The sequence below is a fragment of the Halalkalibacterium halodurans genome (assembly GCF_004376175.1).
Classification (GTDB): domain Bacteria; phylum Bacillota; class Bacilli; order Bacillales; family Bacillaceae_D; genus Halalkalibacterium; species Halalkalibacterium halodurans.
Genome location: NZ_SNUY01000064.1, coordinates 1 through 24524 on the forward strand (window position 1 = coordinate 1; position 24524 = coordinate 24524).

Consider the following 24524-nt stretch of genomic DNA (forward strand, 5'->3'; position numbering starts at 1 on the left):
CACTGAAAGACTTGAAAGGCTTTTAAAAGCCCTAAGATTCTTAACAGAGGAGAACCCTAACATTCTGAATTCGCTTACACTCATGAGAATGGAAAATATTCCTCCCACAAAAGGTTGACACAATCTTCTAATGACAGGTGTTTGTGGTGGGCTCGGTGTTTTTGGTATGCTGACAGGGAGGCGCAAGCTAGCCAAATGGGGGCTTGCTACAGGCTTTGCCTTTATCGCCATCTATGTTGTGTTCATGTTTATGAGGTTGTAAAGAAAGGGTGGACGTATGAACGTTGGAGATTTTGTGCGTGGTGTTTATAAAACTGGGGTATACGCAGGAGAATTAATGCAGGTCGAGCAAGAGAAGGGGCGTGCCCTTGTGAAAGTTTTGGCTGTTCTAAAACATCCGATGCAAGGGGATTTACATAACCCAAAAGAAGCTAACGTTCCTTTCTTTCATGAACGGAAGGCATTAGCTTGCTACGAAAAAGCATGGATGCCCTTATCTCAATTAAAGCCGTTTGAAGGAGAACCCCCAGCTTATGAGGCGTCTCTTGAGAAGGCTTTAGAGGAGATGAAGGAATCGTTGGCAAGTGATACAAGTGAATGGGCCAAACGTTCTATTGAAGTGTTAGCCCAAGTTGAAAAGGAGTATGGACGGTAAAAGGTCCGTACTCCTTTTCCATTCACATTATAAATAAGTGAACAATAAGGGGTATTAACCAGTGATGTCTAGCGAAGCGCAAATATCATCGGTTCGCAAGCTACTATGATTCCTTTATCCAGATTGCTTCGCTCCAAGCGGCTACGTTGTTTAGCGAGCGCTTTGCCCTTTTCTTATGAGCCATCGAAAATGCCTGCTTGCCAGAGACGGATACTTAAATCAAGTAAAAACACATCATCTGGATTGTTAAGTGAGCAACCGGTGAGAGATTCTATTTTCCTAAGTCGATAGAGTAACGACTGTCGGTGCAGGTTTAACTGTCTTGCGGTTTGACTCACATTACTTTTATTACGATGGTAGGTTTGAAACGTGTTCACGAGATCAATTTTCCGGTCAACTGAATAAACGAGAAGAGAATGAAGGAGACTATCGGTCATCTCACGAAGCTCTTGATTGTCTATTAAACTGAAAAGAACTCGATCGATCCTTGTATCGGCATACAGACTTTGGCACCCTGGTCCCCGTTGTTTACGGCCAACGGTTAGGGCCTTTCTCGCTTCCTCAAAACTTTCATGAAACTGTTTGTAGCCGGAGGTCTTGCTAATTCCCCAAGAAAAAAACAAGTGGGGAAAGAGCAAATTCATTCGTTGCTGAAAGCTTTGAATGTAAGTGTAAGCCGTCTCCGTACTACGGTCTTGAACAACCTCTAAAAATACAATCAGATACTCTTTCGCATAGGTAGCCATCACTTGCAGGTGTAAACTTTTGGCTACATCGTATGCTTCCTCTTCTAGACAACGAGTCACCCCTTGTAACCAATGATCGAATGTCCCAATTTGTTCTCGGTCTTGTTGATAGAGCTGTGAAATGTTTTCTGGCATCGCCGTTAAGCAGAGATAAGGTAAATGGACTTGATAGCCAAGAGATTTTGCTCTCGAGAGGGCGGTATCCCAGGAGCTTACGTCTCCTTTCGCTAAGCTCCAAACGAAATCCCCTTGCAGACGCCATTCCGTTTCTTTGGCAGCGTGTTCATGAAGAAAGTGAAGAGCAACCGCCGTTGTGACATGTTCAAAAAGTGCCATCTGCTGTTCTAATGTATGCTCCTCTGAGGCTGTGCCAATGAGTAAATAACCTTGAATTTCGCCAGCAGAACGAATGACTAACTGTAAGGCAGCAGACTCGTCATCATGGAGCCATTTTGATGAACCGGATGAGGCATGGACCGATGGTTGGTAAGCGATGACCTCGTGCGAAAAGGAGGAGTGCCAAATACGTTCTAGTTGATCACTATTCTCGCTTTTTCCTCGAATGACGCCCCGTCGGTCTAGCAGTAAGATCGGTGCGTCGAATACGTGTGATACATGCTCGGCAATTTGATGAAAGGTGGTACCATTGAGAATCATTTCCAATAGCTGTTTCCTTAAGCTTTCTGCTTGCTCAATTTCTTTTTGCTTCCGTTGCTCCATCTGTAATAACACACTTTGAATCAAATCGGCAAACCGAAGCTCCCATGGGATTTCGAGCAAAATGAGCCCATGAGTACTTGCGTAGTGAAGTACACGATCTGGGATATGCTTGACAAATCGCCCCATGGCAATGGCGAGTGCTGCAGCATTGGAAGCAGCAATATCGTGGACGAATTGAAGAAAACGCTCCTCATCTTCCCCACAGCCGATCCCTGTCGTTAAAACAAGCTCGTTTTCCCTGACGAAGTTTTCGACAGGTGTTTCGATGACAGAGACCCACTCGACTGGCTGAGTTTGGAGAGAGGCTTCTCCTGTTTGCACGACCGCATCACCCATTAGCTCTACTACGTCAGAAACGGTCAAATTCATAACAGACCACCTCCAGTTCATCCCTTTGGTTTCATTGTACAAAGAGGCAAGCCCATACTACAAGAAAGATCGCAACATTTAGACAATTTGTTCAACAGCCGTTTGAAAACTTCTTACACAATGGTGAATGGATTTATTTGTAAAGAGTAATAGAATGGAAGTATCAAACGGTCAGGAGGGATCTAGATGAATCCTCATATGATGATGAACGACAAAGCACTTGGAACGAAAGCTGTATGGGCTGGAGAACGATCCTTTTTAGCCCATGGGGCAACACAGGTACCGGTCGTCCATAGCGTATCTTTTGGGTATGATGATGTGGATGAATGGTATGAAGTAGCAACAGGTAAAAAAGATGGGCACATTTACGGTCGCAATACAAATCCAACTGTTCAGGCGTTTGAAGAAAAAGTGCGGGAGCTGGAGTTTGCAGAGGCTGCCACAAGCTTTGCCACGGGTATGGCGGCGATCTCAAATTCGTTATTGACCGTATTAAAGCCAGGAGATCGTGTCGTCTCGATAAAAGATACGTATGGTGGGACGAATAAAATTTTTTCAGAGTTTTTACCCCGTTTAAAGATAGAAGTGACGCTTTGCGAAACAGGAGATCATGAAGCCCTCGAAAGGGAAATCACCAAAGGTTGCACTCTTGTATATTTAGAAACACCAACGAATCCGACAGTTAAAATTACCGATCTGGAACGAATCACGTCATTTACTCACGAGCATAATGCGCTCGTGTTTGTTGATAACACCTTTGCGACACCGATCAATCAAAATCCACTGCTTACTGGAGCCGATTTAGTCATTCATAGCGCAACAAAGTTTCTTGGCGGTCATGCGGATGCTTTAGGCGGTGTTGCTTGCGGAAACAAAGAGCTTGTATCGGCCATTTACCATTACCGAGAAATTAATGGCGCAACCCTTGACCCGATGGCAGCTTATTTGCTGTTAAGAGGGATGAAGACGTTAAAGCTCCGCGTTGAAAAGCAGCAAGAAAACGCAATGAAAGTGGCGAGGTTTCTTACCGAACATGACAAAGTGAGAGCTGTCTACTACCCAGGATTAGAAACCCATCCTCACCATGAGGTTGCCAAGCGACAAATGCGCGGTTTTGGCGGTATGCTGAGTTTTGCGTTAAAAGGAGAGATGGAAGCTGTGCGGAAATTCCTCCCAGCTTTAACTTACGCTAATCGGGCAGCCAACCTTGGAGCAGTTGAAACGACGGTCGGCCCTGCTCGAACGACAAGTCATGTAGAGAACACGCCAGAAGAACGGGCAGCACTCGGAATTCCTGAAGGATTGGTCCGGTATTCAGCTGGAATTGAAGATGCCGTTGATCTTATAGAGGATTTGTCCCAAGCTCTTGACTCGATTACTTAATCCGAATGCGAGGTGAACGAAATGGCACAAAAAGTTGCTTTAATTGGGTTCGGCGGTGTGGCACAAGGGTTCATTCAAATTTTAAGAGAGCGGGGCGAGGAGCTCCCAGAGCATATACAAGTCGTTTCGATCACGGATTGGCGACGGGGGGCGGTACACGATCCGAATGGACTTGATTTGGATTTCATTGCGAAAATAATTGAAACCGATGGGACGTTTGAGCATTATCCTGAACGGTCTGGCGTCATAAAGGGATGGAATAGCTTTGAAACGATTCAGCAAACGAATGCAGACACCATTGTGGAAGTGACCTTCACCGATGTGTTAACCGGACAGCCGGCCATTGATCACTGCAAGGAAGCTCTGCGTCTCGGTAAGCATGTCGTGACGACAAACAAAGGGCCCATCGCTGTTGCCTATCAAGAGTTAAAGGAGCTTGCCGATGCAAACGGCGTTCAGCTGCTGTATGAAGGAACGGTGATGAGTGGCACCCCGGCCCTAAGGCTACCTGAACATACATTAATTGGTAACAACATTCAGGAGGTTAAAGGCATTCTGAACGGAACGACCAACTACATTTTAACAGAAATGGAACGAGGAAAAACGTTTGAGCAAGCTTTGCAAGACGCACAAACGCTCGGATATGCTGAAGCAGACCCGACGAGCGACGTTGAAGGATACGATGTTCTTTACAAAGTAGTTATCCTCGCAAATGTAATGATGGGCATTCCTCTGAAGCCATCAGATGTGGAGCGTGTAGGGATTTCCCACTTGACGCCTCGTGATATAAAGGATGCTCATTCAGCGGGAGAACGGTGGAAGCTTATCGGTCGAGTGAAAAAAGAGGGGGAGCGGACGATGGCAACCGTTAGGCCTGAGCGTCTGCCGCTCACCGATCCTCTCGCCAATATTAACGGCGCGATCAATGCGATTACGTATGAATGTGACATTTCTGGGCCGATCACTTTGATTGGAGCTGGAGCTGGAGTGAAAGAAACAGGCTTTGCCTTATTAATCGACTTATTGCATGTGAACAGATTAGGGGAGTGAGGTGAGAAGAGATGCATACACAAGTCGTACAAGAGAGAATGCTCATTAGCGATCAATGGCAGCACGGCCAGCAATCAATAGAGGTGATAGACCCCGGAACGAATCACGTCATCGCTACTGTTCCAGCGGCAACGGAAGCCGATGCGAAGGCGGCGATCGAAGCGGCAAAAGAAGGAGCGGAAATAGCACGTCAAATGCCGATCCATGAGCGCGCAGCTATTTTGAAAAGAACAGCAGAAATTGTGACACGGGATCGTGAGCTTTTTGCGCAAACTATTGCGAAGGAAGGGAGTAAAACGATCCGTGAAGCAAGAAGCGAAGTAAGACGTTGCATTGAAACGCTCACATTAAGCGGCGAAGAAGCCAAACGATTGCACGGTGAAACGATCCCCTTTTCACAAATGCCTGGTCATGAAAGGCGTGTTGGCTACTTTTACCGTTTTCCGATCGGAATCATCGTGGCCATTACGCCGTTTAATGATCCACTTAATTTAGTCGCTCATAAAATCGGACCAGCGATTGCAGCTGGCAACAGTTTGATTATTAAACCGTCAAGTTTCACCCCGTTAAGTGCCCTTCGTCTCGTGAAAGCATTGGAGGAGGCAGGATTACCGAAAAAAATTGTGCAAGTGATCACAGGACACGGATCGGTGATCGGTCCTACCTTGACGAAGCATAGAGATGTTCGCTTGATCTCCTTTACAGGTGGCTATGAGACAGGTGAAAAAATTGCCCGCTCGGCTGGTGTCAAAAAGCTTGCAATGGAGCTCGGGTCCAATTCGCCGACGATTGTTTTACAAGATGCTGAGCTAATGGAGGCTGTTGCTTCTTGTGTATCCGGTGCGTTTTGTGCCGCAGGGCAAAATTGTATCGGCGTTCAACGGATCTACGTGGAACAATCGGTATTTAACTCGTTTATCCAATCGTTTGTTGCTCAAACAAAGCAATTACGACTTGGTGATAAACAATTGGAGGAGACCGATATAGGGCCGATGATCTCGGAAAAGGAAGCGAAACGAATTGAGCGCTGGGTTGAGGAAGCGAAGGAGGAAGGAGCTCGGGTTCTTACGGGCGGACGGCGAACCGGAGCCTACTTCGAGCCAACCGTTTTAACGAATGTAAGCCCAAGTTCCCGATTAGCGAAGGAAGAAGCCTTTGCCCCCATTGTGATCATTGAGGGTGTCCATTCACTTACAGAAGCAGTAGCCCGCGCGAATGATGTGGATTTTGGCTTACAAGCAGGTTTGTTTACGAACAATTTAACGGCTGCTTTTTCGGCAATTGAAAAGCTTGAAGTGGGTGGAATCATGGTAAACGATTCGAGTGATGTACGAATTGATGCGATGCCATTTGGTGGAATAAAGAAGTCAGGACTCGGGAGAGAAGGGGTTCGCTATGCGATCGAGGAAATGACGGAGCAGAAGGTAGTCGCTTTTCATTTGCCCGAACATAAAATATAAGTAAAACGATGATATGGCCGTCTAAAGATGACGACAAGTCACGCTTCTTAAGTAAAGATTAGGAAAGAAAGAGGGGTGGAGTCCGTGTTTTCGTTAATGGAATACCGCTATCGCTTGAATGAAACGAAAAAACGGATGATGGATGAAGGGATTGATGTCCTTCTCGTTTCAAATCCATCAAATATGTATTATTTAAGCGGCTATTCCGCTTGGAGTTTTTATGTCCATCAGCTTCTTGTCGTGACGCTTGACGATCCTCAGCCCCTTTGGATCGGACGGGAGATGGATGCTTCTAGTGTAGTCAAGACGACGTGGCTAGATGAGCAACAAGTCATTCCGTATCCAGACCATTATGTTCAATCGGAAACACGGCATCCGATGGATTTCGTCACAAATATATTAAAGGAAATTGGTCAAGGAAACCGAACGATCGGTGTTGAAATGGATGCCCATTATTTTACTGGGCTCTGCTATCAACGGCTTCAGCAAGGGTTGACAAACGGGACGTTTAAAAATGCAACAACGCTTATCAATTGGGTCCGACTCATAAAATCCGATCAAGAAATCCAGGTGATGCGAAAGGCGGCAAAAATTGCAGAAAACGCTATGAAGGCAGCTTACGATACGGTAAATGTAGGCGTGCGTGAGTGTGATGTGGCTGCGGCCATCAGTCACGCGCAAATTAAAGGAACAGCTGAGTTTGGCGGGGATTATCCATCGATTGTTCCGATGCTGCCGACGGGTGAAAATACGTCATGTCCCCATCTAACTTGGACAGATCGGACGTACCAAGAAGGGGATTATTTAACTGTCGAAATCGCAGGGTGCTATAAACGATACCATGTTCCGATCGCTCGGACCGTCTCTCTCGGGGTCGCACCTGAGCATGTAAAGGAGCTAGCAAAAGTGGTTATTGAAGGCATACACGAAACGTTACAAATGATTAGACCTGGAGTGGCTGCGGAAGAGGTTGCTGCTACATGGAGTCAATCCATCAGCAAGCATGGGTTTGAAAAAAACTCTCGTCTTGGTTATTCGATCGGCCTAAGCTTTCCACCCGATTGGGGCGAGCATACCGTAAGTTTGCGCCAAGGGGACCGAACGTTACTAAAACCGAATATGACGTTTCATTTAATGCCAGGTATTTGGTATGAGGACTACGGAGTTGAAATTACAGAGAGCATCCGAATAACCGATGATGGGGTGGAGTTGTTGACGAATGTTTCTCGAGAGATTTTTGAAAAGCCCCCTTCTCCTCCGTTGTGGGTCGATGGTAATTGCGCAATCAAACGAGATGTTGACTAGCCGTAGCAATCGCTGCGGTTTTCCTATAGTGTATAGGAAAATCGTTCGGTTCTCGTTTTTTTAGGTTTTCGAAAGGTGCCTCTCTTGCGTTATCGTGTTAAAATATAGGGAAAAGACATCCGTGTATGGGAAGAGGAATGATGGAATGACTCAAATAAAAGAAAGGGCATTAAGTACTCTTTGTTACTTGACCTGTGTGTTCTACCTCGTTCACCTATTTTTCCCCTCCGTTTGGCTTCAGATGACATATGGAATGTTAGCTGCCATTTTGTTTTTTTACGCATTTCCGCTTCTCTCACTTGTGAGCAAGATTGTTGTCGTTGCTCTTATAGGGATAGGCGGTTTTTGTTTTTGGATAGAGGGGGCGAGCGGAAGTACGCTTGTTTTCAGCTTCGGGCAAAATCTAAACATTATCTCTATGTTTTTATTTATCCCATTTATTAGCACTTTTCTGTCTTCTGTTGGCTACATCGACTCGATGAAGCATTGGGTGCAAAAACAAGAGCAAAAGAGGAGGCTTCGGCCCGATCATACGGCGTTTTGGTTGACATCAATCGTAGGCTTGCTTCTTAATTTTGGCTCGCTTGCAATCGTAAAACGGATCATTGAAGGTAGTTTCTCTTCGTTCCGTGAACAGCGGTTAATGCTCGTGATTTTACGTGGATTTGGCTCATGTCTACTCTGGTCACCATTTATGGTAAACATCGGGTTAATATTAACGATTTTTGACCTTTCATGGTATCAGATTGGCGGAATTGGCTTATTAATGGCTTTGATTTATATCTTTTTATTTTGGCTCTTTTACCCAGCTATTCAATTTGATACTGACCCTGTCATTAAATATCATCCAGTCGATAGGAGGAAAGAAGAGGGTGAGACAACGATTAAGCCGTTTGTCGCGTTTTCCGTCTTGCTGATCGCTAGCTGCTTTACGTTCGATATGCTCTTTAATGTGAACATGGTCACGATTGTCACGATTTTAGCTGTGCTGTTCCCATTTTTATGGGCAGTGGTGATGAAACAAGTACATACGTTTTTTCAATCTGTAATAGAACAACTATTTACGGCTTTTACAAGGTTAAAGCAAGAGTGGGCAATCTTTGTTAGCGCCGGCTTCTTTGCCGTCGCCCTTTCAGAAACTGCCTTCGGTACGTTTGCATCCGAATGGCTATACCGGTTGGCAAACGGGTCTGTTTTCATCGTGAGCGGACTTATTATCTTATTCGCTGTTATTCTTGCACAAGTAGGGATCCATCCGGTAATAGTCCTAACAGGGATCGGCTCGTCCATTTCGCCGGAAGCCTTCGGAATTAGTTCGGCGTATTTGGCGCTTGTTTTAATCGTTAGTTGGACGCTATCTACCCAACTCTCGCCTTTTTCAGGGCAAGTTCTCTTATCGGCCCATTTGGTAAAAAGACCTGCGCACATTCTTATTCGCCGAAATATTGGATTTATTTTCACTCAATGGGTAGTCCTAACGAGTGTACTCTATGGCTTACATGCTATGAACTGGCTGTAAGTTTTTGTATGAAAGGAGAGGGAGCGTATGAATCGCTGGCTTACTTATTTTCTTGTTTTTTTCGTTATGGTGTTATGGGGATTAAATGTGGTGATGTTAAAACTACTCGTCACATCGTTCCCACCCGTTACGATGACCGCGCTCCGCATTTTTGTTGCCGGCTTTGTTGTTCTGCTCGTCTTACTTCTTTTAAAAACATTCCGGCAGCTGACGGCGACGGAGTGGAAATATGTCATATTGGCAGCTATCTTCGGTGTTTTAGGACATCATTTCTTTTTATCGATCGGGTTAACGATGACGTCTGCATCCAATGCTGTTTTAATTTTGGCACTGCTGCCACTTACGACTTCGCTTTTGGCTATCCTTTTATTAGGTGACATGTTGACACGCTGGAGGGGTTTCGGAATTTTCCTTGGACTTACCGGTGTTTGTACAATTGTTCTTTTTGGAGAAGGGGGACTGGCAGGAATTCGAACGGGGGATGGCGTGATTTTCTTAGCGATGATGATTCAAGCCCTCAGCTTTGTTTACATAAAAAAAGCAACAGATACGCTGGATGCGAAGCAAGTGACAGGAATGATGCTTCTGATCGGCTCATTGCTATTATTTGTGACAAGTCTTATCATTGAGCCAAATGGTCTTGCCTCGATGGGAGATAAAGCACTGTGGATTTGGTGGGTTTTTGCCATTTCCGCCGTGTTTGCGACGGGTCTTGGGCACATTATTTATAATCAAGCGATTCATCAGCTAGGTACAGGTGAAACGGCGATTTTTAACAATTTGGTCCCGTTTTTTGGCCTTTTGTTTTCTGCGCTTTTTTTAGGCGAAGTGATTGCCCTTGCTCAAATTGCAGGCTTGCTTTTTATCGTTGCAGGGGTCATCCTTGGTACTGGACATGTAGACGCTTGGATGCAGAAGCGTAAACGTCGCTTCGATCAAGTAGGATAATGGAAAAAAGCACAGGAGGATTCTTCTGTGCTTTTTCATAAGTAAATTTAGCTAACAAACATATTGAACTGTGGGTTGATCGCTAGCTCTAATTGCCGCTGTTCTTCAGCCGTTAGCGGAACGAGGGGAAGGCGTACATGCCCAACAGGAAGCCCTTTTAGTTCAAGAGCAGCTTTCACTGCAGTTGGGTTGGGTGTCATAAATAAAGTTTTCATGAGCGGTAGTAGTTTCCGATGGATCGCTGCTGCCCGCTCTACTTGTCCTGACAAAAATAATTGCACCATTTCTTGCATTTCATTTCCGATGATATGCGAAGCAACAGAGACGACTCCTGTCCCGCCGATCGATAAGAGCGGTAATGTCAATGAATCATCCCCACTGTAGACGCTAAAGTCTGCAGGAGAATGTTCAATAATTTCAGCAATCTGATCAAGATTGCCGCTTGCTTCTTTAATCGAAACAATATTTCTTAGTTCAGCAAGGCGTAGCGTCGTTTCCGCATCCAAGTTGACACCGCTTCTTCCGGGAATGTTGTAAAGCATGATTGGTAAGGAAGTGGATTCGGAAATGGCTTTAAAGTGTTGAAATAAGCCTTCCTGAGATGGCTTGTTGTAGTAAGGGGTCACGAGCATGATACCGTCCACACCTAAATCTTCTACTTTTTTACTCAGCTCAATCGAAGCCCTCGTATTGTTGGAGCCTGTTCCTGCGATGACGGGAACTCGGCCACCTGCGGCTTCCACTACGGTGTGGAAAAGGGCCATTTTTTCATCTGTCGTTAACGTGGGCGATTCGCCAGTGGTTCCACCAACGACAAGGGCATCGCTCCCATTGGCAATTAATTCATTTACAAGTTGACAGGTCGCTTCTAGGTTCACTTGGTCCTGTTCGTTGAACGGTGTGACCATCGCTGTAACAATCCGTCCGATATTCATTCCGTGCATCCTCCTCTATTCATGGTTGAAATTGAAGTGCGTGATCGGTTGTCTCATTGGTGAATAGAGCTATACGACCTCATCGCAAAGAAAAAGCTATACGACATCAAAAAAGCAACAATGAGAGGGCTCATTGTTGCATGGTATGTGTTGATTAACAACCATTCCGATGCGTGAGATAGCCCTCCATATAGCAACATCCGCTATATGACAGTTCTGTATTTATTTAATACAGAACCAGCCTTCAGAACATGAGATTCTTCCAGCTTCGGCAAATTCCCCTTTCCACAATTCTCAACGGATCTCATTCTCCTCCAATTGTGTACTCTTGGTTTTTGCACCTCTATCCTCACTTCAATAATAAGAAGTTGAGATATATGTGATTGTGTCTCCACCTTAACAGAAGATGATTAAGAATGCAATGTAAAATCAATATTTTCGCTTAAGTTTATGTAAATAGTGAGGAAACACTTCTTTATTCGTGAGGGAAGATTAAATTGTTTTTCAAATGAAGGGAATGCGATCGTTCTGTAGTTTGCTTAATGTTTTTGGACGATGTTGAGAAGCCTGTCTAATTCTTGACTACAGCTGACGGTAATTTCAGCAGTTAACCCATATTTTGCAGCTAAATTAAGCATTTGCTCTCGTTTTTTTTCAATTTGTTTCACAACCATCAATGTTCAGCTCCATTATTCGTATTTCTTAAACAACATTCAGATGATTTTAATCACACGACGACTATTATAGTCAATTTCTGACGATTGAAAAGAGGTTCACTAAAAAAAGTCAATATTACTCAAAAGTAGTAGAATTTCGACAGGATTAGCGTTTCCTAAATCTTTCAGCATTGAAACGCCAGAGGTATAGGAAAACTATAATCAAAAGGAGGGGAGATAATGAAACGATTAACCGTCGTGGTGATTTCATTTGTGACGTTAGTTGCAGGCTGCGCACAGGAACCAACAACTTTCGGGCTTGCTCGTGACCAAGGACATGAGGCGCGCGGGACAGCCCATACTTGGCAAGGTCTAGAAGGACCACTTACCGATATGATGGTTCCAGAGCGTACAAGAAATGGGCTTGCGCGAAGAGACTCAAAGACGTTTGGTGAGCAACAAGAGCAAGCAGGGGCGAAACGAGGGCTAGGCTTTCGCCACCAAAGTCAACGGATATTGAAAGATCGAATGGGTACTGTGGAAGATATGCCACAAATTAGTGATCATCCACACATGAAGCAAAGGCAGCTCCAGGTAGGTGTTCAGGAAGTCCAAACACGAGAACAAGCAATTAAGCAGCGACTGCTTAACTTAGAATCGGTTCATAATGTCTACGTTCTGTCCAATGGGCATTCGCTTATCATCGGGGTAGATGCGGCAGAATCGAATCGAAAAAAGCTGCATCGAACGATCCGTGAGACGATTGACGACCTTGTCGATCTGAATCGTGTGACGATCACAACGAAAAGGGCCCACCTTCAAAGGATGAGAACATTTGAAGAAGGGTACCATCTAGGTCAGCCAATAGAAGCCGTTGAAGGGTTCTGGGGTGAGATGGTCGAGCGATTTAATCAAGATCAATCATAAAAAGGAAAGCACGTTCTTATATAAAGACGTGCTTTTTTATAAGGGCAACTACACTGAGTTTTTTAGAAACGTTAATATACTGGGGAGAGGTAGCCTGCATAAAGAGCGTGCAAACTACCTCTTTTTCTAATATAATCCTTCGTTATCCAGTACAGTCAAGTACGCCCGTTCCACCTGTTTAAGGTTGGACACAGCGTTTTCAAAATGCACCTTCGTTCTGGCGCGGTTTCCACTGGTTGGGTTTGATACAAGTTCATCGTGTAAGTTGGTTACCGTATTTAATTCAATTTCTAAGCTTTCCAAAACATTTCGCACACCTTGGAACTCAGAAGGAGTGTCTTTGACAAGCATGGATTTTGTCCAAGCATGAAGTTCTCTTAACCGCTCCCTTGCCTCTGGTTCATTCATTCGTACCGTCTGTCCCTCCCGGTAAAAAGGGGCAAGAGCTTCTAATTCATGAGCTGCTTCCATTAAATAGTATCCGAAATGGTCAGCATACTCAGTTACATAGTCCTCATGAGTATTTTGCTGTTGTTGCTGTACCTTCGTATTCGACGGTGGTGTGACCATTTTAGCTTGATCATGCTCCTGTGCGATCATATCGTTTGCTACTTGCTCTTCTGTCGCTTGTTGGCAACCGCTAAAAATGAAGCCGATCGTCGTCATTAGGAGAATGAACAGAGTGAATCGTCGTTTCATATGAATATAGACCCCTTTGTCTTTAAATTCTTAACGTTAGTATAGGATGTTTCTTGCTTTGTATGCGTAACGGCTATTGATTGCTCAATTCAACTGACTGTACTAAAATGAAACAGATGACCTTAAAGGAGTGGACAAATAGATGAAATTAATTGCCATAGATATGGATGGTACATTACTGAATGACGAGCGAAAAATATCAAAAGAAAATGCAGAAGCGATCAAGGCAGCACAACAAGACGGCATCCATGTGGTTGTTGCAACAGGTCGGGATTTTAAAGAGGCAAGCATGCCGTTAAAAGAAGCTGGATTAACCTGTCCCATTCTCTGTGTAAACGGAGCTGAGGAACGAAGTGCTAATGGCGAATTGATCCACGCCGTATCTTTGGCTAAAAATGAAGCGCTGACGATTTTAGATATATTAACAGCTGCGGATGTTTACTTTGAAGTGTACACAAACAGAGGGGCTTTTACTGATGATTATGAAAAAGGATTAGAGATTGTGATTGACGTTTTGCAATCGGCAGGATCGGATGATTCATATGAGAAGATGCGTGAAATTGCAAAGCATCGATTTGAGTCTGGTGCTGTTCAGTTGACAGAGGATTATACGAAATTAATCGACTCAACAGCTGTCTATAAATTTTTAGCGTTTTCAAGGGATGAAACAAAGCGACAAGCTGCAAAGGACGACCTTGAAAAAAAGGATGTCTTCTCCGTAAGTGCGTCTGCCTCTGATAACTTAGAGATCACACATTGGCAAGCACAAAAGGGAATTGCTCTCCGTCGGTTAGCTGAGCGCCTCGGCATTAACTCAGACAACGTGATGGCAATTGGTGATAACTTAAATGATGTTTCTATGTTGAAGTATGCTGGTACGGCTGTCGCGATGGAAAATGGAGAAGCAGAAGTTAAACAATTAGCTGACTTTGTCACAGCGTCAAATGAAGATAATGGTGTAGCTAAAGCGATCAACAAATGGTTGAAATAAGTGAGAATAACGACCAAACCTACCTAGAAAAAGCAGGTAGGTTTTTTGCTATATAAAACGAAGTAGCAACAAAGTTCAATGTATTATAACAAATAGAAAATAACTGTTGACTATTATAGAACAGATGCGTATACTGTAACTAAGAAAAAGAAACTTACTGAAAATTTAAAAAGAATGGGGAGTGAGAGTAGAATGTTGAGAATCTCTGCTGATCAACAGGAGAAAAAGCCGGAAACAACAACGGAAGAAGAGCCGACGATCCTTGATATGATTAACGACTATTATGGTCGTACGTAATGATTAAATGACAGAGTTTAGCCATTGGGTTAAGCTCTTTTTTTTGTTCTGTAATATGACAGTAGGAGCATGAGAAACCCTTGACACAGAAGAAAAGGAAGTCTAGGATTAAATTGTTAACTTAAATTTATGATCAGTTTACAATTGATATTGATTGGAGGAGTGAGCAATGAATTGGATTCAGCTTGCCCAAGAAGTGATTGAGGGGAAACGTATATCAGAAAATGAAGCGTTAGCCATTCTTAACAGTCCTGACGACGAACTTTTGCTTTTGTTGCAAGGGGCGTTCACGATCCGGCAAACATACTACGGAAAGAAAGTAAAATTAAATATGATTATGAACGCAAAATCAGGATTTTGTCCAGAGAATTGCGGTTATTGTTCCCAGTCGTCCATATCGAAGGCACCGATTGACGCGTACCCGATGGTGAATAAAGAAACCATTTTGGAAGGCGCAAAACGGGCTCATGAATTAAATGTGGGGACGTACTGTATTGTGGCCAGTGGGCGTGGACCTACGAATCGAGACATTGATCATGTTACGGAAGCGGTTCGCGAAATTAAAGATACGTATGGATTAAAGATATGTGCTTGTCTCGGTATTTTAAAACCGGAGCAGGCTGAGCAGTTAAAAGCGGCAGGGGTTGACCGATATAATCACAATGTTAATACATCGGCTCGCCACCATGATCAGATCACGACCTCACACACGTATGAGGATCGGGTAAACACGGTCGAAGTTGTAAAGCATAGCGGGATTTCACCGTGCTCAGGTGTGATCGTTGGTATGAAAGAAACAAAGGAAGATGTTGTGGACATGGCCTTTCAATTGCGGGAACTCGATGCCGATTCCATTCCGGTGAATTTCTTACATGCAATAGACGGGACACCGCTTCAAGGCGTCCATGAACTGACTCCTATTTATTGCTTGAAAGTATTAGCCTTATTCCGCTATGTATGTCCAACGAAGGAAATACGGATCTCAGGGGGAAGGGAAGTCAATTTAAAGAGCCTTCAACCACTTGGCCTTTATGCAGCTAACTCCATTTTCATCGGTGATTATTTGACGACAGCAGGTCAGGAGGAAACGGCTGACCATCAAATCCTGAAAGATTTAGGATTCGAAGTGGAATCTGTGGAAGAAATGAAAGCAAGCCTGCAAGGCCAGTAAACAAAATGGAAAGGGAGCGGCTTAGGTGCTGCTCTCTTTTCATTTTGAATCATGAGAAGAAGACAGACATGATACACGCGGTCGTTGAGACATTTGCCTTGTCGAGCAATTCCTTCTTCGTAAATGCTCTAATCGCCGACGATTGCTTGTTTTTTTCGTGCAAATCGTCTGTAAAGAGAGCTACAATAGAGAAAAGGTTTACGAGGGGAGAGGGTTATGCGATATTTTTCAACAGACAGCCCGGAAGTCAAAACAATTGTTGCCCAAGACTCTAGACTTTTCCAGTTTATCGAAATAGCCGGTGAAGTGCAGTTGCCGACAAAGCCAAATCCTTTTCAATCGCTTGTATCTTCAATTGTGGAGCAGCAACTGTCAATCAAAGCAGCGTCGGCGATATACGGTAGGGTAGAGCAATTAGTCGGTGGGGCGTTGGAAAAGCCTGAACAGCTGTATCGAGTATCAGATGAAGCGTTACGTCAGGCTGGCGTGTCAAAAAGAAAGATCGAATCACTAGCGTTGCACAAAAAAGTGAAGACAAAGTCAAGGGTACAGAAATGGAATATTATTGATAATTATTCCATTTTATAACTTTACGAAATATTCAGTTTTATTTTTTTCTTGGTAATCAAGTCAAAAGGATAAGGGGGGTCTGTTTGAAGGTAGTCCTTATCCAATTTTTTACAAATTAGTAGATAGGGTCATAACTTAGGTCGTTTAAATGTTGGGTATCACCATCTTCAAATTGTGCTAAGGTTTCGTTGAAAATCCGGTCATGATCAAGTCGCCTTCGACCCTTTGATGATCGCTTGGGCTTTTTAAATAGCTCCTTTAGAAAAACAGAGAAGCTTCTCCACCAATATTCTTTTATAAACTCAAGCATCTCAAGGAGAGTTCCTTGATAACGCACTTTCTTCTTCATTAATAAAGTTAAACAGAAAGTAATCATGGCGATATAGACTTGGTTGTAAACGGCATTGGCGCTCTTTCCATAACATTTTTTCAGAACCATATGCTGCTTCATCCATTTGAAGAACAACTCGATTTGCCAGCGGCTTCGATAAAGATCACTGATTTCCTCTGCGCTCATCTTTGCATCATTTATGATAATCGAGATCTTGTTTCCTTGACTGTCCAGCGTTTCAATCAATCGTAGAGGGTATTTCATTTTTCCTAGCTTGACCACCGCCTCACGAAGAATATCGGAAGATGGGTCCACAGGCAGTTCTTCAATAACCTTGATGACCGTGTTATCTTTTATTCGAGTACAAAACCGAACGTTATTTTTACAGTAATCGTCAAACTTATCGAAATCGAAATATCCCCGATCAAATACGTGAAGGGCATCCTTTTCGATGACCATCAAGGCATCCAGTTGTGTGGAATCTGCCCGCCTGGCAGGGGTGATGATGATCTTATCCGGGGAAATCTCCCCTTCATGAATAACGACACGGGTATGTATTTTCACTCCCGCTTTTGTATTTCGGAAATGAGCCCATCGATACTGGCTAAGACAAAAAGAGATGGTAGTAGAATCAATGAGATGGATTTTGCCTAATAAAGCATTTCCCTTTTCCTTCCCGAATTCCCGGTGGATCTGTTGGACTAAATGATGAAGGATGGATTCAAAAATCTCTGGTGGCAAATCAGAAAGTTTACGGGATAATTGGGATTTACTGATGCTTTTTAATCCAAGTTCTTTTTGTAATTTTTTCTTATGCCGCACTTTAAAACTAATTTCCTTTAGACTTGATAACTGTTTCAATTGAGCATAAATAAAGAGTTTGATAAAGGTGAGGCTATCTAGTTTTTTAACATATTTATCCACTTGCATTTGATCAATGATTTTAGAAATGACTTTCATGTCTGTCGGTTGAATGTATTCCTTAAAAACCGTTTTTGTGTTATTCTTGTCCATAGGTTTACTCCTTATAATTAGGATATGGACAGGACTTCGTACCTTCTGTCATCTAATTATAAGGATTTTTTTATGAAGTTGAAGACTAGTATTTACCATAAATTCAATAAAATTGAATTTAATTACACCTTGACAAATCTTTTTTTATTTAATGCAACGCTAGTGAGATCGAATACATCCGTCACGTTTGTGAACATGTTGAATCTGGGCGACTTGATTTTACGGAGTTGGAGGGAGCTGAGGCTACCACAGTCATCGAAAAGCTGACGGCTATTAAAGGAATTGGCCAATGGACAGCCGAAATGTTCATGATGTTTTCCCTCGGTCGACTGGATGTGCTATCTGTAGGTGATGTGGGCTTACAACGAGGGGCAAAATGGTTGTACGGCAACGGTGAAGGTGACGGAAAAAAGTTGCTCATTTATCATGGGAAAGCGTGGGCTCCTTATGAAACCGTCGCTTGTCTATATTTATGGAAAGCTGCTGGGACATTTGCTGAAGAATACCGCTCACTGGAAGAGCTTTTACACCATGGGAATCAATGCTAGCCTGAATCGAGAATAGCTTTTGTTCCCCTCCTTATACTATAGGTAAATGAAAAAGAGAGGTGAAAACAATGGCTAGAAGCAGAAACAAACTCCTCGTTCCTGGGGTAGAACAAGCGCTTAACGAAATGAAATATGAAATCGCGCAAGAATTTGGTGTTCGTTTAGGATCTGATACAACGTCACGAGCAAACGGCTCTGTCGGTGGAGAAATCACAAAACGTCTCGTTCAGCAATCCGAAAGAGAATTTTAATGATATGAAAGGAAGCGCATGCGACGCTGCATGTGCTTTTTTAAGTTTACCTATAAAGGGAAACATGTCATCCAGTGTTTCAGTCATCTTTTTTAGTGACGCATGATGCAGGAAGATTAAACAAGTTAATAGAGTCTCGGAATAAATAACAATTTTCCGGGTGAAATGAACCAAAATTACTGGAAATTGGATTGGAATGGCCTGCACACTCATTATTTTCATTGTATTTTCAAAAATGTGCATGACAAAGAAACCTATTGCCATTATTTTTTTAAAAATTGACTAGGCGGCTTTAGGAAAGATGATTTCTTCAATATTTAACTGCTCTTTCTGACTGCTGTACCAAGCATCGATGTGCTGACACATCATTATGGCGTATAGGCGAATGTACCACATTTTTGTTGACCGGTGGCGTCCAGATTCCAAGTGATAATCTATTTTTTCTCTTTTATTAGAACGTTCAACAGAGGTTCTTCGTTTGTATATAAGTTTCCACTTTTCAGAGGACCTTGGTGTTTTGGTAAATAATCGTAGATTATCCTCTCTGAATGTATGGAATGTCCGACCATATTTTGCTTTTGAACACGGTGATGAGCATGTATTTTTGGTACCGCAAGCAAGTGGACAACGCCATTTTTGCCGATTTTGAGATTTGTCAAACCCGTTGGGCTTCATCTCCTTCCCAATCGGACAGATTGGAACACCTGTTGGAGATATTTGAATATCACTTTCTGTACTAAAGTTCTTCTTTGTTCGAACATTTAAATCGATGAAGGGTTCCACATTTTGATGTTCAAGTAGCTCATAAATGGCCTCAGCATCGTGCGCTGCATCAAGAAGAATTTTATCAATCGTGCCCAAGGTGTACCGTTGCGAAAATTCAATTGAACTAACCACTAGGCTGACTGAATCATGCCGGGAAGCAGGATGCAGCCGTGGATATAGCGGTAAGTCGTATTGGCTATCGCTAGTGGATATCATGTAGAGATGATATCCGTTGAAGTACTTTTCCTTAGAACTATCCCAGCCTGAGTCGATGTCGGGTTGTGAATACTGGCGTGGGTGAGTACAGTTCGTTAGTCCTTGGGCACTACAATTACAGGTTGATTTACTTCTCGGGTACCTAGCTGTTTCAATTGGTGTCCCATCTCCAACTACACCTAGAGCTTCGGGATCCCCAAGAAGACCAAGTTTCGTAGAAACCGCTAAAAATTGGGATTGAAAAAACTCAAATAATCGGTCTCCTGGCAGTTGTTTTTGTTTGGAACCATAACGCATTGCCCGATCAACGAGTTTACGAACAATTCCGGGATTCTTAGGTTCAGCTTTTTCACCCTTTTTAGGCTTCTTTTTCTTTTTTGACTTTTTCTTTTTAGGTTTGACCTTCGGCATAACATTCGGGCTTTCGAAGGCCCATAAACGTTTGAAAAAGTCTTCAAATGTTCCAACACCTGGTGTGTCACCGGGTTCAAAACCGCTAAGAATTGCATACAACGGAACGCGACGAAGTTGATCAACCCAATGAGTAATACCTTTTGTAGGTTGAACAAATAATGAAAGCAGATAAGAACGCATCATAGAAGCAGGGTCACGAGGCTTTGGTCCCTTTTTGGAATAGGAATCACCAAGCCATGTAGTTACCGAAGAGAGATCAGTTATCCAAAGCTTTTTAATTACTGGCCAATCCTTATTAACAAGGGTAAGAATGCCGCCAGAATAATGGGCATTTAACTGATTTAGAACGAAGTTTTGATAAGTTTCGTGGGCAATAAACGTTGGTTTCATTTGGGCACCTCAATCACAAGTAGTACGGGAAAATAATCCCTTCACCGGCGAGTATTGTGGTGTTTTTGACAAGTCAAGTGTTTCTTGTCGAATTCGAGAAAAAATATTGATAATTAATTTCCAGATTTAAAAAATGAACATTAAAAAATCCCACCTAAAATAGGAGGGATGAAATAAATTGGTTTGAGGAAAATCCTTGAACCACAAAGCTCGGCGAATGCCGAGAGTCTATGTTAAAGGTAGGAGGAAGGAAAAGCGGTACGTCGTTTATCATTTGGTAAGTAATTCTTATAACGAGGAGGGATATAATGGAACGAGTTAGTGATCATTATGCAACGATGGCGCTCACAGAGCCACAGTTGAACCAAATCCGGCAATTAGAGGAACAGCTTCGTAAAGAAACGAATAAAGATGTTGTGCTCATCGCCTATGAAGAAAGTGATCACAATCCGACATAAAAAAAGGTGCCTGCTCGCATTAGCGATAAGGCACCTTTCAATGATTTAAGGGCGTGGTGGATAATGGATTGGTGAGTCAGGTCCAAGATCAATGCCGAAGAACATCCAGACCATTAACATAATCGTCCAAACGATCGTAAACACAATTGAATAAGGAAGCATCACCGAAATTAACGTACCGATGCCCATTTTTTTATCATACTTTTGCGCAAAGGCGATAATGATCGCAAAATAGGTCATGAGTGGTGTAATAATATTCGTTGTAGAGTCGGCAATCCGATATGCCATTTGTGTTAATTCTGGCGAATAGCCGAGCTGCATCATAATTGGAACAAAAACAGGTGCCATGACGGCCCATTTGGCTGAAGCACTTCCGATAAACAGGTTAATAAACCCTGCAATCAAAATAAACGCCAAAATGAGCGGAATCCCTGTCAATTGGATGTTATCTAAAAAGGTAGCACCGTATACACCGAGAATGAGGCCCATATTTGTTTCGTTAAAATACGCAACAAACTGCCCTGCAGTAAAGGCGAGGACGACGAACATTCCCATCGATGCCATCGTGTCAGACATTTGACTGGCAACGTCCTTGTCATTGCGAATCGATTTCGTGATTGCCCCATAAACAAGACCAGGGACAAGAAACAGGATCAAGATGACCGGGACGAGCGAACTCATAAACGGCGATTGAATAATCGGGCTGTCTCCTTCCCCGCGCAGCGGTCCCCATTCAGGAATAACAAGAAGAAGCATAAGCGCGAGCGTGATGATGAACGATATGCTCGCCCACAAAAGTCCTTTTTTCTCTTCTGGCTTTAAATAATCAATGCTCTGTTTTTCGAGCGATCCTTTAAAGGCTCCGAGCCGAGGCTCTACAATTTTATCGGTTACAAACCAACCAGCAAGTGTAAGGACGAAGACAGAAGCAATGATAAAGTACCAGTTCATCGCATAGTTGATGGTTTCCGCATAAGCAGGATCAATCGTAGCCGCTGCTTGTTGTGTCAGGGCGCCAAGCATTGGATCGGTTGCCGACAAGAAGATGTTCGCACTAAACCCTGCCGATACCCCAGCAAAGGCGGCGGCCAAACCTGCGAGCGGGTGGCGTCCGAGAGCAATAAACAGCATCGCTCCGAGCGGTGGAAGGACCACATAACCAGCATCAGAGGCCACGCTTGACATAATTCCGGCAAACACAAGAGTGACTGTAATTAGACTTTTCGGTACTGCTGTGACAAGTCCGCGCAAGCTAGCACTAATGAGACCGCTTCGTTCGGCAATCCCAATACCGAGCATCGTTGCTAGAACAACACCAAGTGGAGGAAAATTAATAAAATTGCTTACCATACTGGTGAAAATGTAAGCGATCCCTTCACTTGATAATAAGTTCATGACTTCGACTGTTTCCCCAGGATTGGCAGGATCGTCAACCGAAATGTTAAACGCAGATAAAATACCTGAAGCTACAATAACTAATAACGCTAAGATAGCAAATAATGTAATTGGATGAGGTAGGCGGTTTCCTGTTACTTCAATAAAGTTCAGGAACTTTGTGAAAATCCCGCCTTTTTTCTTTGGCCCTTCCATAGTGAATCTCCTTTCTCGTGTTAATTCTGTTAGACAAGCAAAAGATTTCTGACAATTCTAGCTGTGCAAGCGCATTCCATTCTATAACAGATTTGTCCTTAGGAAAACCGTTTCCTTGGAAAATCAAACTTTAGTCCTAAAAGTTTTATTAGAATAATAATGTCTGTAATAAAACTAATCTCTAAACATTGAAGTTAGCTCATAAAAAAGAGAATTGAATTTAATTCCAAACCAACAACTAAATTCTAATATGTAGTAATTTATTTCTAATTTAGATTTTAATAGGTTGTTATATCTTTTTTTTAATTGGTATAATATAACATGATATGAAATTAATGATCTATTGTTTTATTATAGCATCTGTTAGTCTTTTTACCTATATTGCGGTGCTTGTACCCAACTCCTAATCATTTTAAGGAGGTGATTATTATAAGAAAAAAATTAGTTTCATCGTTTAATTAAGTATTTAGTTGGTTCAAATTATTTTAAGGAGGACTAATAAAGAATGAAGTTGAATTTAAGAAAAAAATTGATTGCTGGGGTAACTTTTTTAGGGATTTTTGGCGCAATGTCTGGTGTGGCACTAGCTGAAGATGATGCAGTAGGGGGCTGGGTTGAAGGAGAAGGCTATTGGACAAGCAAAGACAACTATGAAATAAGAAAGAGTAGCTCACCTACTTCTCATCAAGGATGGAAGCAGGTAAGAGAAAGAAGTGGAGGAAAGCAGTACCGAGCTGTAGGAGTGACCCAATGGAGCAAACAGCATTATACAAGAGCACAAATGGTAGGCCGGGTATCAGGATATGTACATGCTGATAGTTATCGAGTTTGGGGTACTGATTCCACTGAGGCTCGTTCACCATGGATATCAAAAAACTATCAAGCTCGTACATTCTATGGATCAAAATAAATGAATACTCTAAAACTACAATGAAGCTGTCATTGGCAGCTTCATTCCCATTTGTCAAAAGGGAGTTGACGATATGAATCAGGCGGCCATGACCAAATTAAGAAAAAATGGAACTCTTACGATCGGTGCGTTGTTTGGATTGTTCAGTCTGTTAATGATGGCGCTGAGTGCCTTTCAAATAAAACAAGATGAGTTAAACATGGTCACCCGAGGATTATATGACCCAAGAGCAGTTGCCTTTACGTTTGAAGACCTTGGTCAAGCGATCGATTGGAAAGAGATAGATACTGATAGACCATTTACTGTTTTCACGAATCCAGATGAACCAATTCGTGGGTTTTATTATCAGCGTGAAACGTATATTCCGCCAATGATATCTGGTCGTTTTTTTAAAGAGAACGATTTTTATCGGGGTCAAAAATATATAGTTGTTGGTCAAGCGATCGACCAGCAGACTATTGACAATTGGCAGCAACAAGGTTATAGGCTACTTGGGATTATGGGTGCCTCCTACGCATCTGCCATTGATCATTTAATTCTAGTCAATCTTGATGCTATGGAACAGGGGAAACCGGCTGCTTATTACAATGAAGACGGGGAACCAGTGGCCTCTGAAATATATGTAATTAACAGTCATGACAAGCTAATTGTAGGGGACGAGTTACACTTTAATCATCATACAGTATTTAGGGTGAACACAATCGCGCGAGAAGATGTCGGAGTTTTTCGTTTTTTAGAGTTTAGCCTATTCCAGATTATTATTTCGGTTCTTTCGCACGTGCTTATTTTCAGTTTAACACTGTTATTTAGTTTTTATTGGCTCGAGAAACAAAGAACAGAATGTATAATTCTCTGGCATTTAGGAATTCAGTTAAGAAAGCCGTACAGTCGGTATGCTCTTACGTTATTTGGTTTGCTATCAATTTCGTATGGTTTAATAGGGATTCTTACATTGAGCTGGATGCTGATATTCAATCATAATCTACAAACAATCATCTTCCACACAAACAATATGTTGATTGGGTATCTCCTTATGCTCCTAGCGATCAGTGCTTCGATTAGCTTAGGCAGTTGGAGAGTGAAAAAGACTATTTATAGAAGGGTAGTGTCAAAAGTTCTATGAAAAACTAGCACGGTTCATACTACCTACCATTTATTAGGTGGAAATGCCACGCTATCGCTCTTGACAAACACACCAATGGTTTATTCAGAGGTCAATCAAGGGCGAAGGGAACA

23 protein-coding genes, 1 pseudogene and 1 riboswitch are annotated in these 24524 nt (G+C 42.8%); of the genes and pseudogenes, 17 read left to right on the forward strand and 7 right to left on the reverse strand.

All coding sequences use genetic code 11. The features are described from left to right. Nucleotides 1–130 precede the first annotated feature (130 nt). The gene (locus E2L07_RS21555; protein ID WP_276399897.1) at nt 131–262 is read left to right on the forward strand and encodes a hypothetical protein; all 132 of its coding nucleotides are present in this window, start codon (nt 131–133) and stop codon (nt 260–262) included. A 15-nt stretch (nt 263–277) separates the two neighbouring features. Then, the gene (gene kapB / locus E2L07_RS16755) at nt 278–655 is read left to right on the forward strand and encodes a kinase-associated lipoprotein KapB (RefSeq protein WP_134230125.1); all 378 of its coding nucleotides are present in this window, start codon (nt 278–280) and stop codon (nt 653–655) included. Between the two features lie 173 nt (nt 656–828). Here kapB and E2L07_RS16760 read toward each other — a convergent pair whose 3' ends face one another. Continuing rightward, the gene (locus tag E2L07_RS16760; protein ID WP_166740108.1) at nt 829–2490 is read right to left on the reverse strand and encodes a PucR family transcriptional regulator; all 1662 of its coding nucleotides are present in this window, start codon (nt 2488–2490) and stop codon (nt 829–831) included. 186 nt (nt 2491–2676) lie between these two features. Here E2L07_RS16760 and E2L07_RS16765 point away from each other — a divergent pair, with 186 nt between their 5' ends. The 6 genes from E2L07_RS16765 to E2L07_RS16790 all read left to right on the forward strand — a co-directional run bounded on the left by E2L07_RS16765 (nt 2677) and on the right by E2L07_RS16790 (nt 10155). Further along, on the forward strand, nt 2677–3873 hold the full coding sequence (locus E2L07_RS16765) for a cystathionine gamma-synthase family protein (RefSeq protein WP_208402086.1): 1197 nt from the start codon (nt 2677–2679) through the stop codon (nt 3871–3873). Nucleotides 3874–3894: 21 nt separating this feature from the next. Continuing rightward, a complete protein-coding gene (locus E2L07_RS16770; protein ID WP_134230127.1) occupies nt 3895–4923 on the forward strand; it encodes a homoserine dehydrogenase in 1029 nt (342 codons plus the stop codon). Between the two features lie 11 nt (nt 4924–4934). Beyond that, nucleotides 4935–6383, forward strand: coding sequence for an aldehyde dehydrogenase family protein (locus E2L07_RS16775; protein ID WP_134230128.1), 1449 nt, complete (start codon nt 4935–4937; stop codon nt 6381–6383). An 84-nt stretch (nt 6384–6467) separates the two neighbouring features. Continuing rightward, on the forward strand, nt 6468–7688 hold the full coding sequence (locus tag E2L07_RS16780; RefSeq protein WP_208402089.1) for a M24 family metallopeptidase: 1221 nt from the start codon (nt 6468–6470) through the stop codon (nt 7686–7688). 145 nt (nt 7689–7833) lie between these two features. Continuing rightward, nucleotides 7834–9207 (forward strand): hypothetical protein, encoded by a 1374-nt coding sequence (locus tag E2L07_RS16785; protein WP_134230129.1) that lies wholly within the window; start codon nt 7834–7836, stop codon nt 9205–9207. A 27-nt stretch (nt 9208–9234) separates the two neighbouring features. Next, a complete protein-coding gene (locus tag E2L07_RS16790; protein WP_134230130.1) occupies nt 9235–10155 on the forward strand; it encodes a DMT family transporter in 921 nt (306 codons plus the stop codon). A 47-nt stretch (nt 10156–10202) separates the two neighbouring features. Here the strand turns inward: E2L07_RS16790 and dapA are convergent, their stop codons facing one another. Further along, entirely contained in the window at nt 10203–11090 is an 888-nt protein-coding gene (gene dapA / locus E2L07_RS16795; protein ID WP_010897903.1) for a 4-hydroxy-tetrahydrodipicolinate synthase, read from the reverse strand. 171 nt (nt 11091–11261) lie between these two features. Beyond that, nucleotides 11262–11444, reverse strand: a riboswitch (Lysine riboswitch). A 197-nt stretch (nt 11445–11641) separates the two neighbouring features. Continuing rightward, nucleotides 11642–11764: pseudogene (locus E2L07_RS16800) on the reverse strand (aspartyl-phosphate phosphatase Spo0E family protein); the annotation flags it as partial. Between the two features lie 222 nt (nt 11765–11986). On the opposite strand from E2L07_RS16800, the gene E2L07_RS16805 reads away from it, so the two are divergent. After that, nucleotides 11987–12673: a YhcN/YlaJ family sporulation lipoprotein gene (locus E2L07_RS16805; protein ID WP_134230132.1), complete on the forward strand. Its 687-nt coding sequence runs from the start codon at nt 11987–11989 to the stop codon at nt 12671–12673. Between the two features lie 126 nt (nt 12674–12799). Here the strand turns inward: E2L07_RS16805 and E2L07_RS16810 are convergent, their stop codons facing one another. Next, nucleotides 12800–13372 (reverse strand): hypothetical protein, encoded by a 573-nt coding sequence (locus E2L07_RS16810; RefSeq protein ID WP_134230133.1) that lies wholly within the window; start codon nt 13370–13372, stop codon nt 12800–12802. A 142-nt stretch (nt 13373–13514) separates the two neighbouring features. Between E2L07_RS16810 and E2L07_RS16815 the strand changes: the two genes are divergently transcribed. From E2L07_RS16815 to E2L07_RS16825, 3 genes are all read left to right on the forward strand, one after another. Then, nucleotides 13515–14363 (forward strand): Cof-type HAD-IIB family hydrolase, encoded by an 849-nt coding sequence (locus E2L07_RS16815; RefSeq protein ID WP_134230134.1) that lies wholly within the window; start codon nt 13515–13517, stop codon nt 14361–14363. 466 nt (nt 14364–14829) lie between these two features. Beyond that, complete coding sequence (gene bioB, locus E2L07_RS16820) at nt 14830–15831, forward strand: biotin synthase BioB (RefSeq protein WP_053431315.1); 1002 nt, start codon at nt 14830–14832, stop codon at nt 15829–15831. Nucleotides 15832–16047: 216 nt separating this feature from the next. Beyond that, a complete protein-coding gene (locus E2L07_RS16825) occupies nt 16048–16419 on the forward strand; it encodes a DNA glycosylase family protein (protein ID WP_134230135.1) in 372 nt (123 codons plus the stop codon). A 97-nt stretch (nt 16420–16516) separates the two neighbouring features. Here the strand turns inward: E2L07_RS16825 and E2L07_RS16830 are convergent, their stop codons facing one another. Further along, the gene (locus E2L07_RS16830) at nt 16517–17746 is read right to left on the reverse strand and encodes an IS4 family transposase (RefSeq protein ID WP_134228582.1); all 1230 of its coding nucleotides are present in this window, start codon (nt 17744–17746) and stop codon (nt 16517–16519) included. A gap of 227 nt (nt 17747–17973) precedes the next feature. Here E2L07_RS16830 and E2L07_RS16835 point away from each other — a divergent pair, with 227 nt between their 5' ends. Next, nucleotides 17974–18294, forward strand: coding sequence for a DNA-3-methyladenine glycosylase family protein (locus E2L07_RS16835; protein ID WP_134230136.1), 321 nt, complete (start codon nt 17974–17976; stop codon nt 18292–18294). 68 nt (nt 18295–18362) lie between these two features. Continuing rightward, a complete protein-coding gene (locus E2L07_RS16840) occupies nt 18363–18545 on the forward strand; it encodes an alpha/beta-type small acid-soluble spore protein (protein WP_010897911.1) in 183 nt (60 codons plus the stop codon). A gap of 282 nt (nt 18546–18827) precedes the next feature. Here the strand turns inward: E2L07_RS16840 and E2L07_RS16845 are convergent, their stop codons facing one another. Further along, nucleotides 18828–20330, reverse strand: a complete 1503-nt coding sequence (locus E2L07_RS16845) for a transposase (RefSeq protein WP_134228599.1) — start codon at nt 20328–20330, stop codon at nt 18828–18830. 308 nt (nt 20331–20638) lie between these two features. Between E2L07_RS16845 and E2L07_RS20935 the strand changes: the two genes are divergently transcribed. Beyond that, complete coding sequence (locus tag E2L07_RS20935) at nt 20639–20788, forward strand: hypothetical protein (protein ID WP_010897912.1); 150 nt, start codon at nt 20639–20641, stop codon at nt 20786–20788. Between the two features lie 45 nt (nt 20789–20833). Here the strand turns inward: E2L07_RS20935 and E2L07_RS16850 are convergent, their stop codons facing one another. Next, nucleotides 20834–22378 carry an AbgT family transporter gene (locus E2L07_RS16850; RefSeq protein ID WP_053431314.1) on the reverse strand — a complete coding sequence of 515 codons (1545 nt, stop codon included), beginning with the start codon at nt 22376–22378 and terminating at the stop codon, nt 20834–20836. A 505-nt stretch (nt 22379–22883) separates the two neighbouring features. Between E2L07_RS16850 and E2L07_RS16855 the strand changes: the two genes are divergently transcribed. Continuing rightward, on the forward strand, nt 22884–23288 hold the full coding sequence (locus E2L07_RS16855; protein ID WP_010897914.1) for a hypothetical protein: 405 nt from the start codon (nt 22884–22886) through the stop codon (nt 23286–23288). A 73-nt stretch (nt 23289–23361) separates the two neighbouring features. Then, nucleotides 23362–24411: a hypothetical protein gene (locus tag E2L07_RS16860; protein ID WP_134230137.1), complete on the forward strand. Its 1050-nt coding sequence runs from the start codon at nt 23362–23364 to the stop codon at nt 24409–24411. The last annotated feature ends 113 nt before the right edge of the window (nt 24412–24524 follow it).

What these genes read in the sequence shown, in the direction of transcription:
- E2L07_RS21555 (WP_276399897.1), top strand. Translation starts at nt 131, where the DNA reads ATGACAGGTGTTTGTGGTGGGCTCGGTGTTTTTGGTATGCTGACAGGG.
- kapB (WP_134230125.1), top strand. Translation starts at nt 278, where the DNA reads ATGAACGTTGGAGATTTTGTGCGTGGTGTTTATAAAACTGGGGTATAC.
- E2L07_RS16760 (WP_166740108.1), bottom strand. Translation starts at nt 2,490, where the DNA reads ATGAATTTGACCGTTTCTGACGTAGTAGAGCTAATGGGTGATGCGGTC.
- E2L07_RS16765 (WP_208402086.1), top strand. Translation starts at nt 2,677, where the DNA reads ATGAATCCTCATATGATGATGAACGACAAAGCACTTGGAACGAAAGCT.
- E2L07_RS16770 (WP_134230127.1), top strand. Translation starts at nt 3,895, where the DNA reads ATGGCACAAAAAGTTGCTTTAATTGGGTTCGGCGGTGTGGCACAAGGG.
- E2L07_RS16775 (WP_134230128.1), top strand. Translation starts at nt 4,935, where the DNA reads ATGCATACACAAGTCGTACAAGAGAGAATGCTCATTAGCGATCAATGG.
- E2L07_RS16785 (WP_134230129.1), top strand. Translation starts at nt 7,834, where the DNA reads ATGACTCAAATAAAAGAAAGGGCATTAAGTACTCTTTGTTACTTGACC.
- E2L07_RS16790 (WP_134230130.1), top strand. Translation starts at nt 9,235, where the DNA reads ATGAATCGCTGGCTTACTTATTTTCTTGTTTTTTTCGTTATGGTGTTA.
- dapA (WP_010897903.1), bottom strand. Translation starts at nt 11,090, where the DNA reads ATGAATATCGGACGGATTGTTACAGCGATGGTCACACCGTTCAACGAA.
- E2L07_RS16805 (WP_134230132.1), top strand. Translation starts at nt 11,987, where the DNA reads ATGAAACGATTAACCGTCGTGGTGATTTCATTTGTGACGTTAGTTGCA.
- E2L07_RS16810 (WP_134230133.1), bottom strand. Translation starts at nt 13,372, where the DNA reads ATGAAACGACGATTCACTCTGTTCATTCTCCTAATGACGACGATCGGC.
- E2L07_RS16815 (WP_134230134.1), top strand. Translation starts at nt 13,515, where the DNA reads ATGAAATTAATTGCCATAGATATGGATGGTACATTACTGAATGACGAG.
- bioB (WP_053431315.1), top strand. Translation starts at nt 14,830, where the DNA reads ATGAATTGGATTCAGCTTGCCCAAGAAGTGATTGAGGGGAAACGTATA.
- E2L07_RS16825 (WP_134230135.1), top strand. Translation starts at nt 16,048, where the DNA reads ATGCGATATTTTTCAACAGACAGCCCGGAAGTCAAAACAATTGTTGCC.
- E2L07_RS16830 (WP_134228582.1), bottom strand. Translation starts at nt 17,746, where the DNA reads ATGGACAAGAATAACACAAAAACGGTTTTTAAGGAATACATTCAACCG.
- E2L07_RS16840 (WP_010897911.1), top strand. Translation starts at nt 18,363, where the DNA reads ATGGCTAGAAGCAGAAACAAACTCCTCGTTCCTGGGGTAGAACAAGCG.
- E2L07_RS16845 (WP_134228599.1), bottom strand. Translation starts at nt 20,330, where the DNA reads ATGAAACCAACGTTTATTGCCCACGAAACTTATCAAAACTTCGTTCTA.
- E2L07_RS20935 (WP_010897912.1), top strand. Translation starts at nt 20,639, where the DNA reads ATGGAACGAGTTAGTGATCATTATGCAACGATGGCGCTCACAGAGCCA.
- E2L07_RS16850 (WP_053431314.1), bottom strand. Translation starts at nt 22,378, where the DNA reads ATGGAAGGGCCAAAGAAAAAAGGCGGGATTTTCACAAAGTTCCTGAAC.
- E2L07_RS16855 (WP_010897914.1), top strand. Translation starts at nt 22,884, where the DNA reads ATGAAGTTGAATTTAAGAAAAAAATTGATTGCTGGGGTAACTTTTTTA.
- E2L07_RS16860 (WP_134230137.1), top strand. Translation starts at nt 23,362, where the DNA reads ATGAATCAGGCGGCCATGACCAAATTAAGAAAAAATGGAACTCTTACG.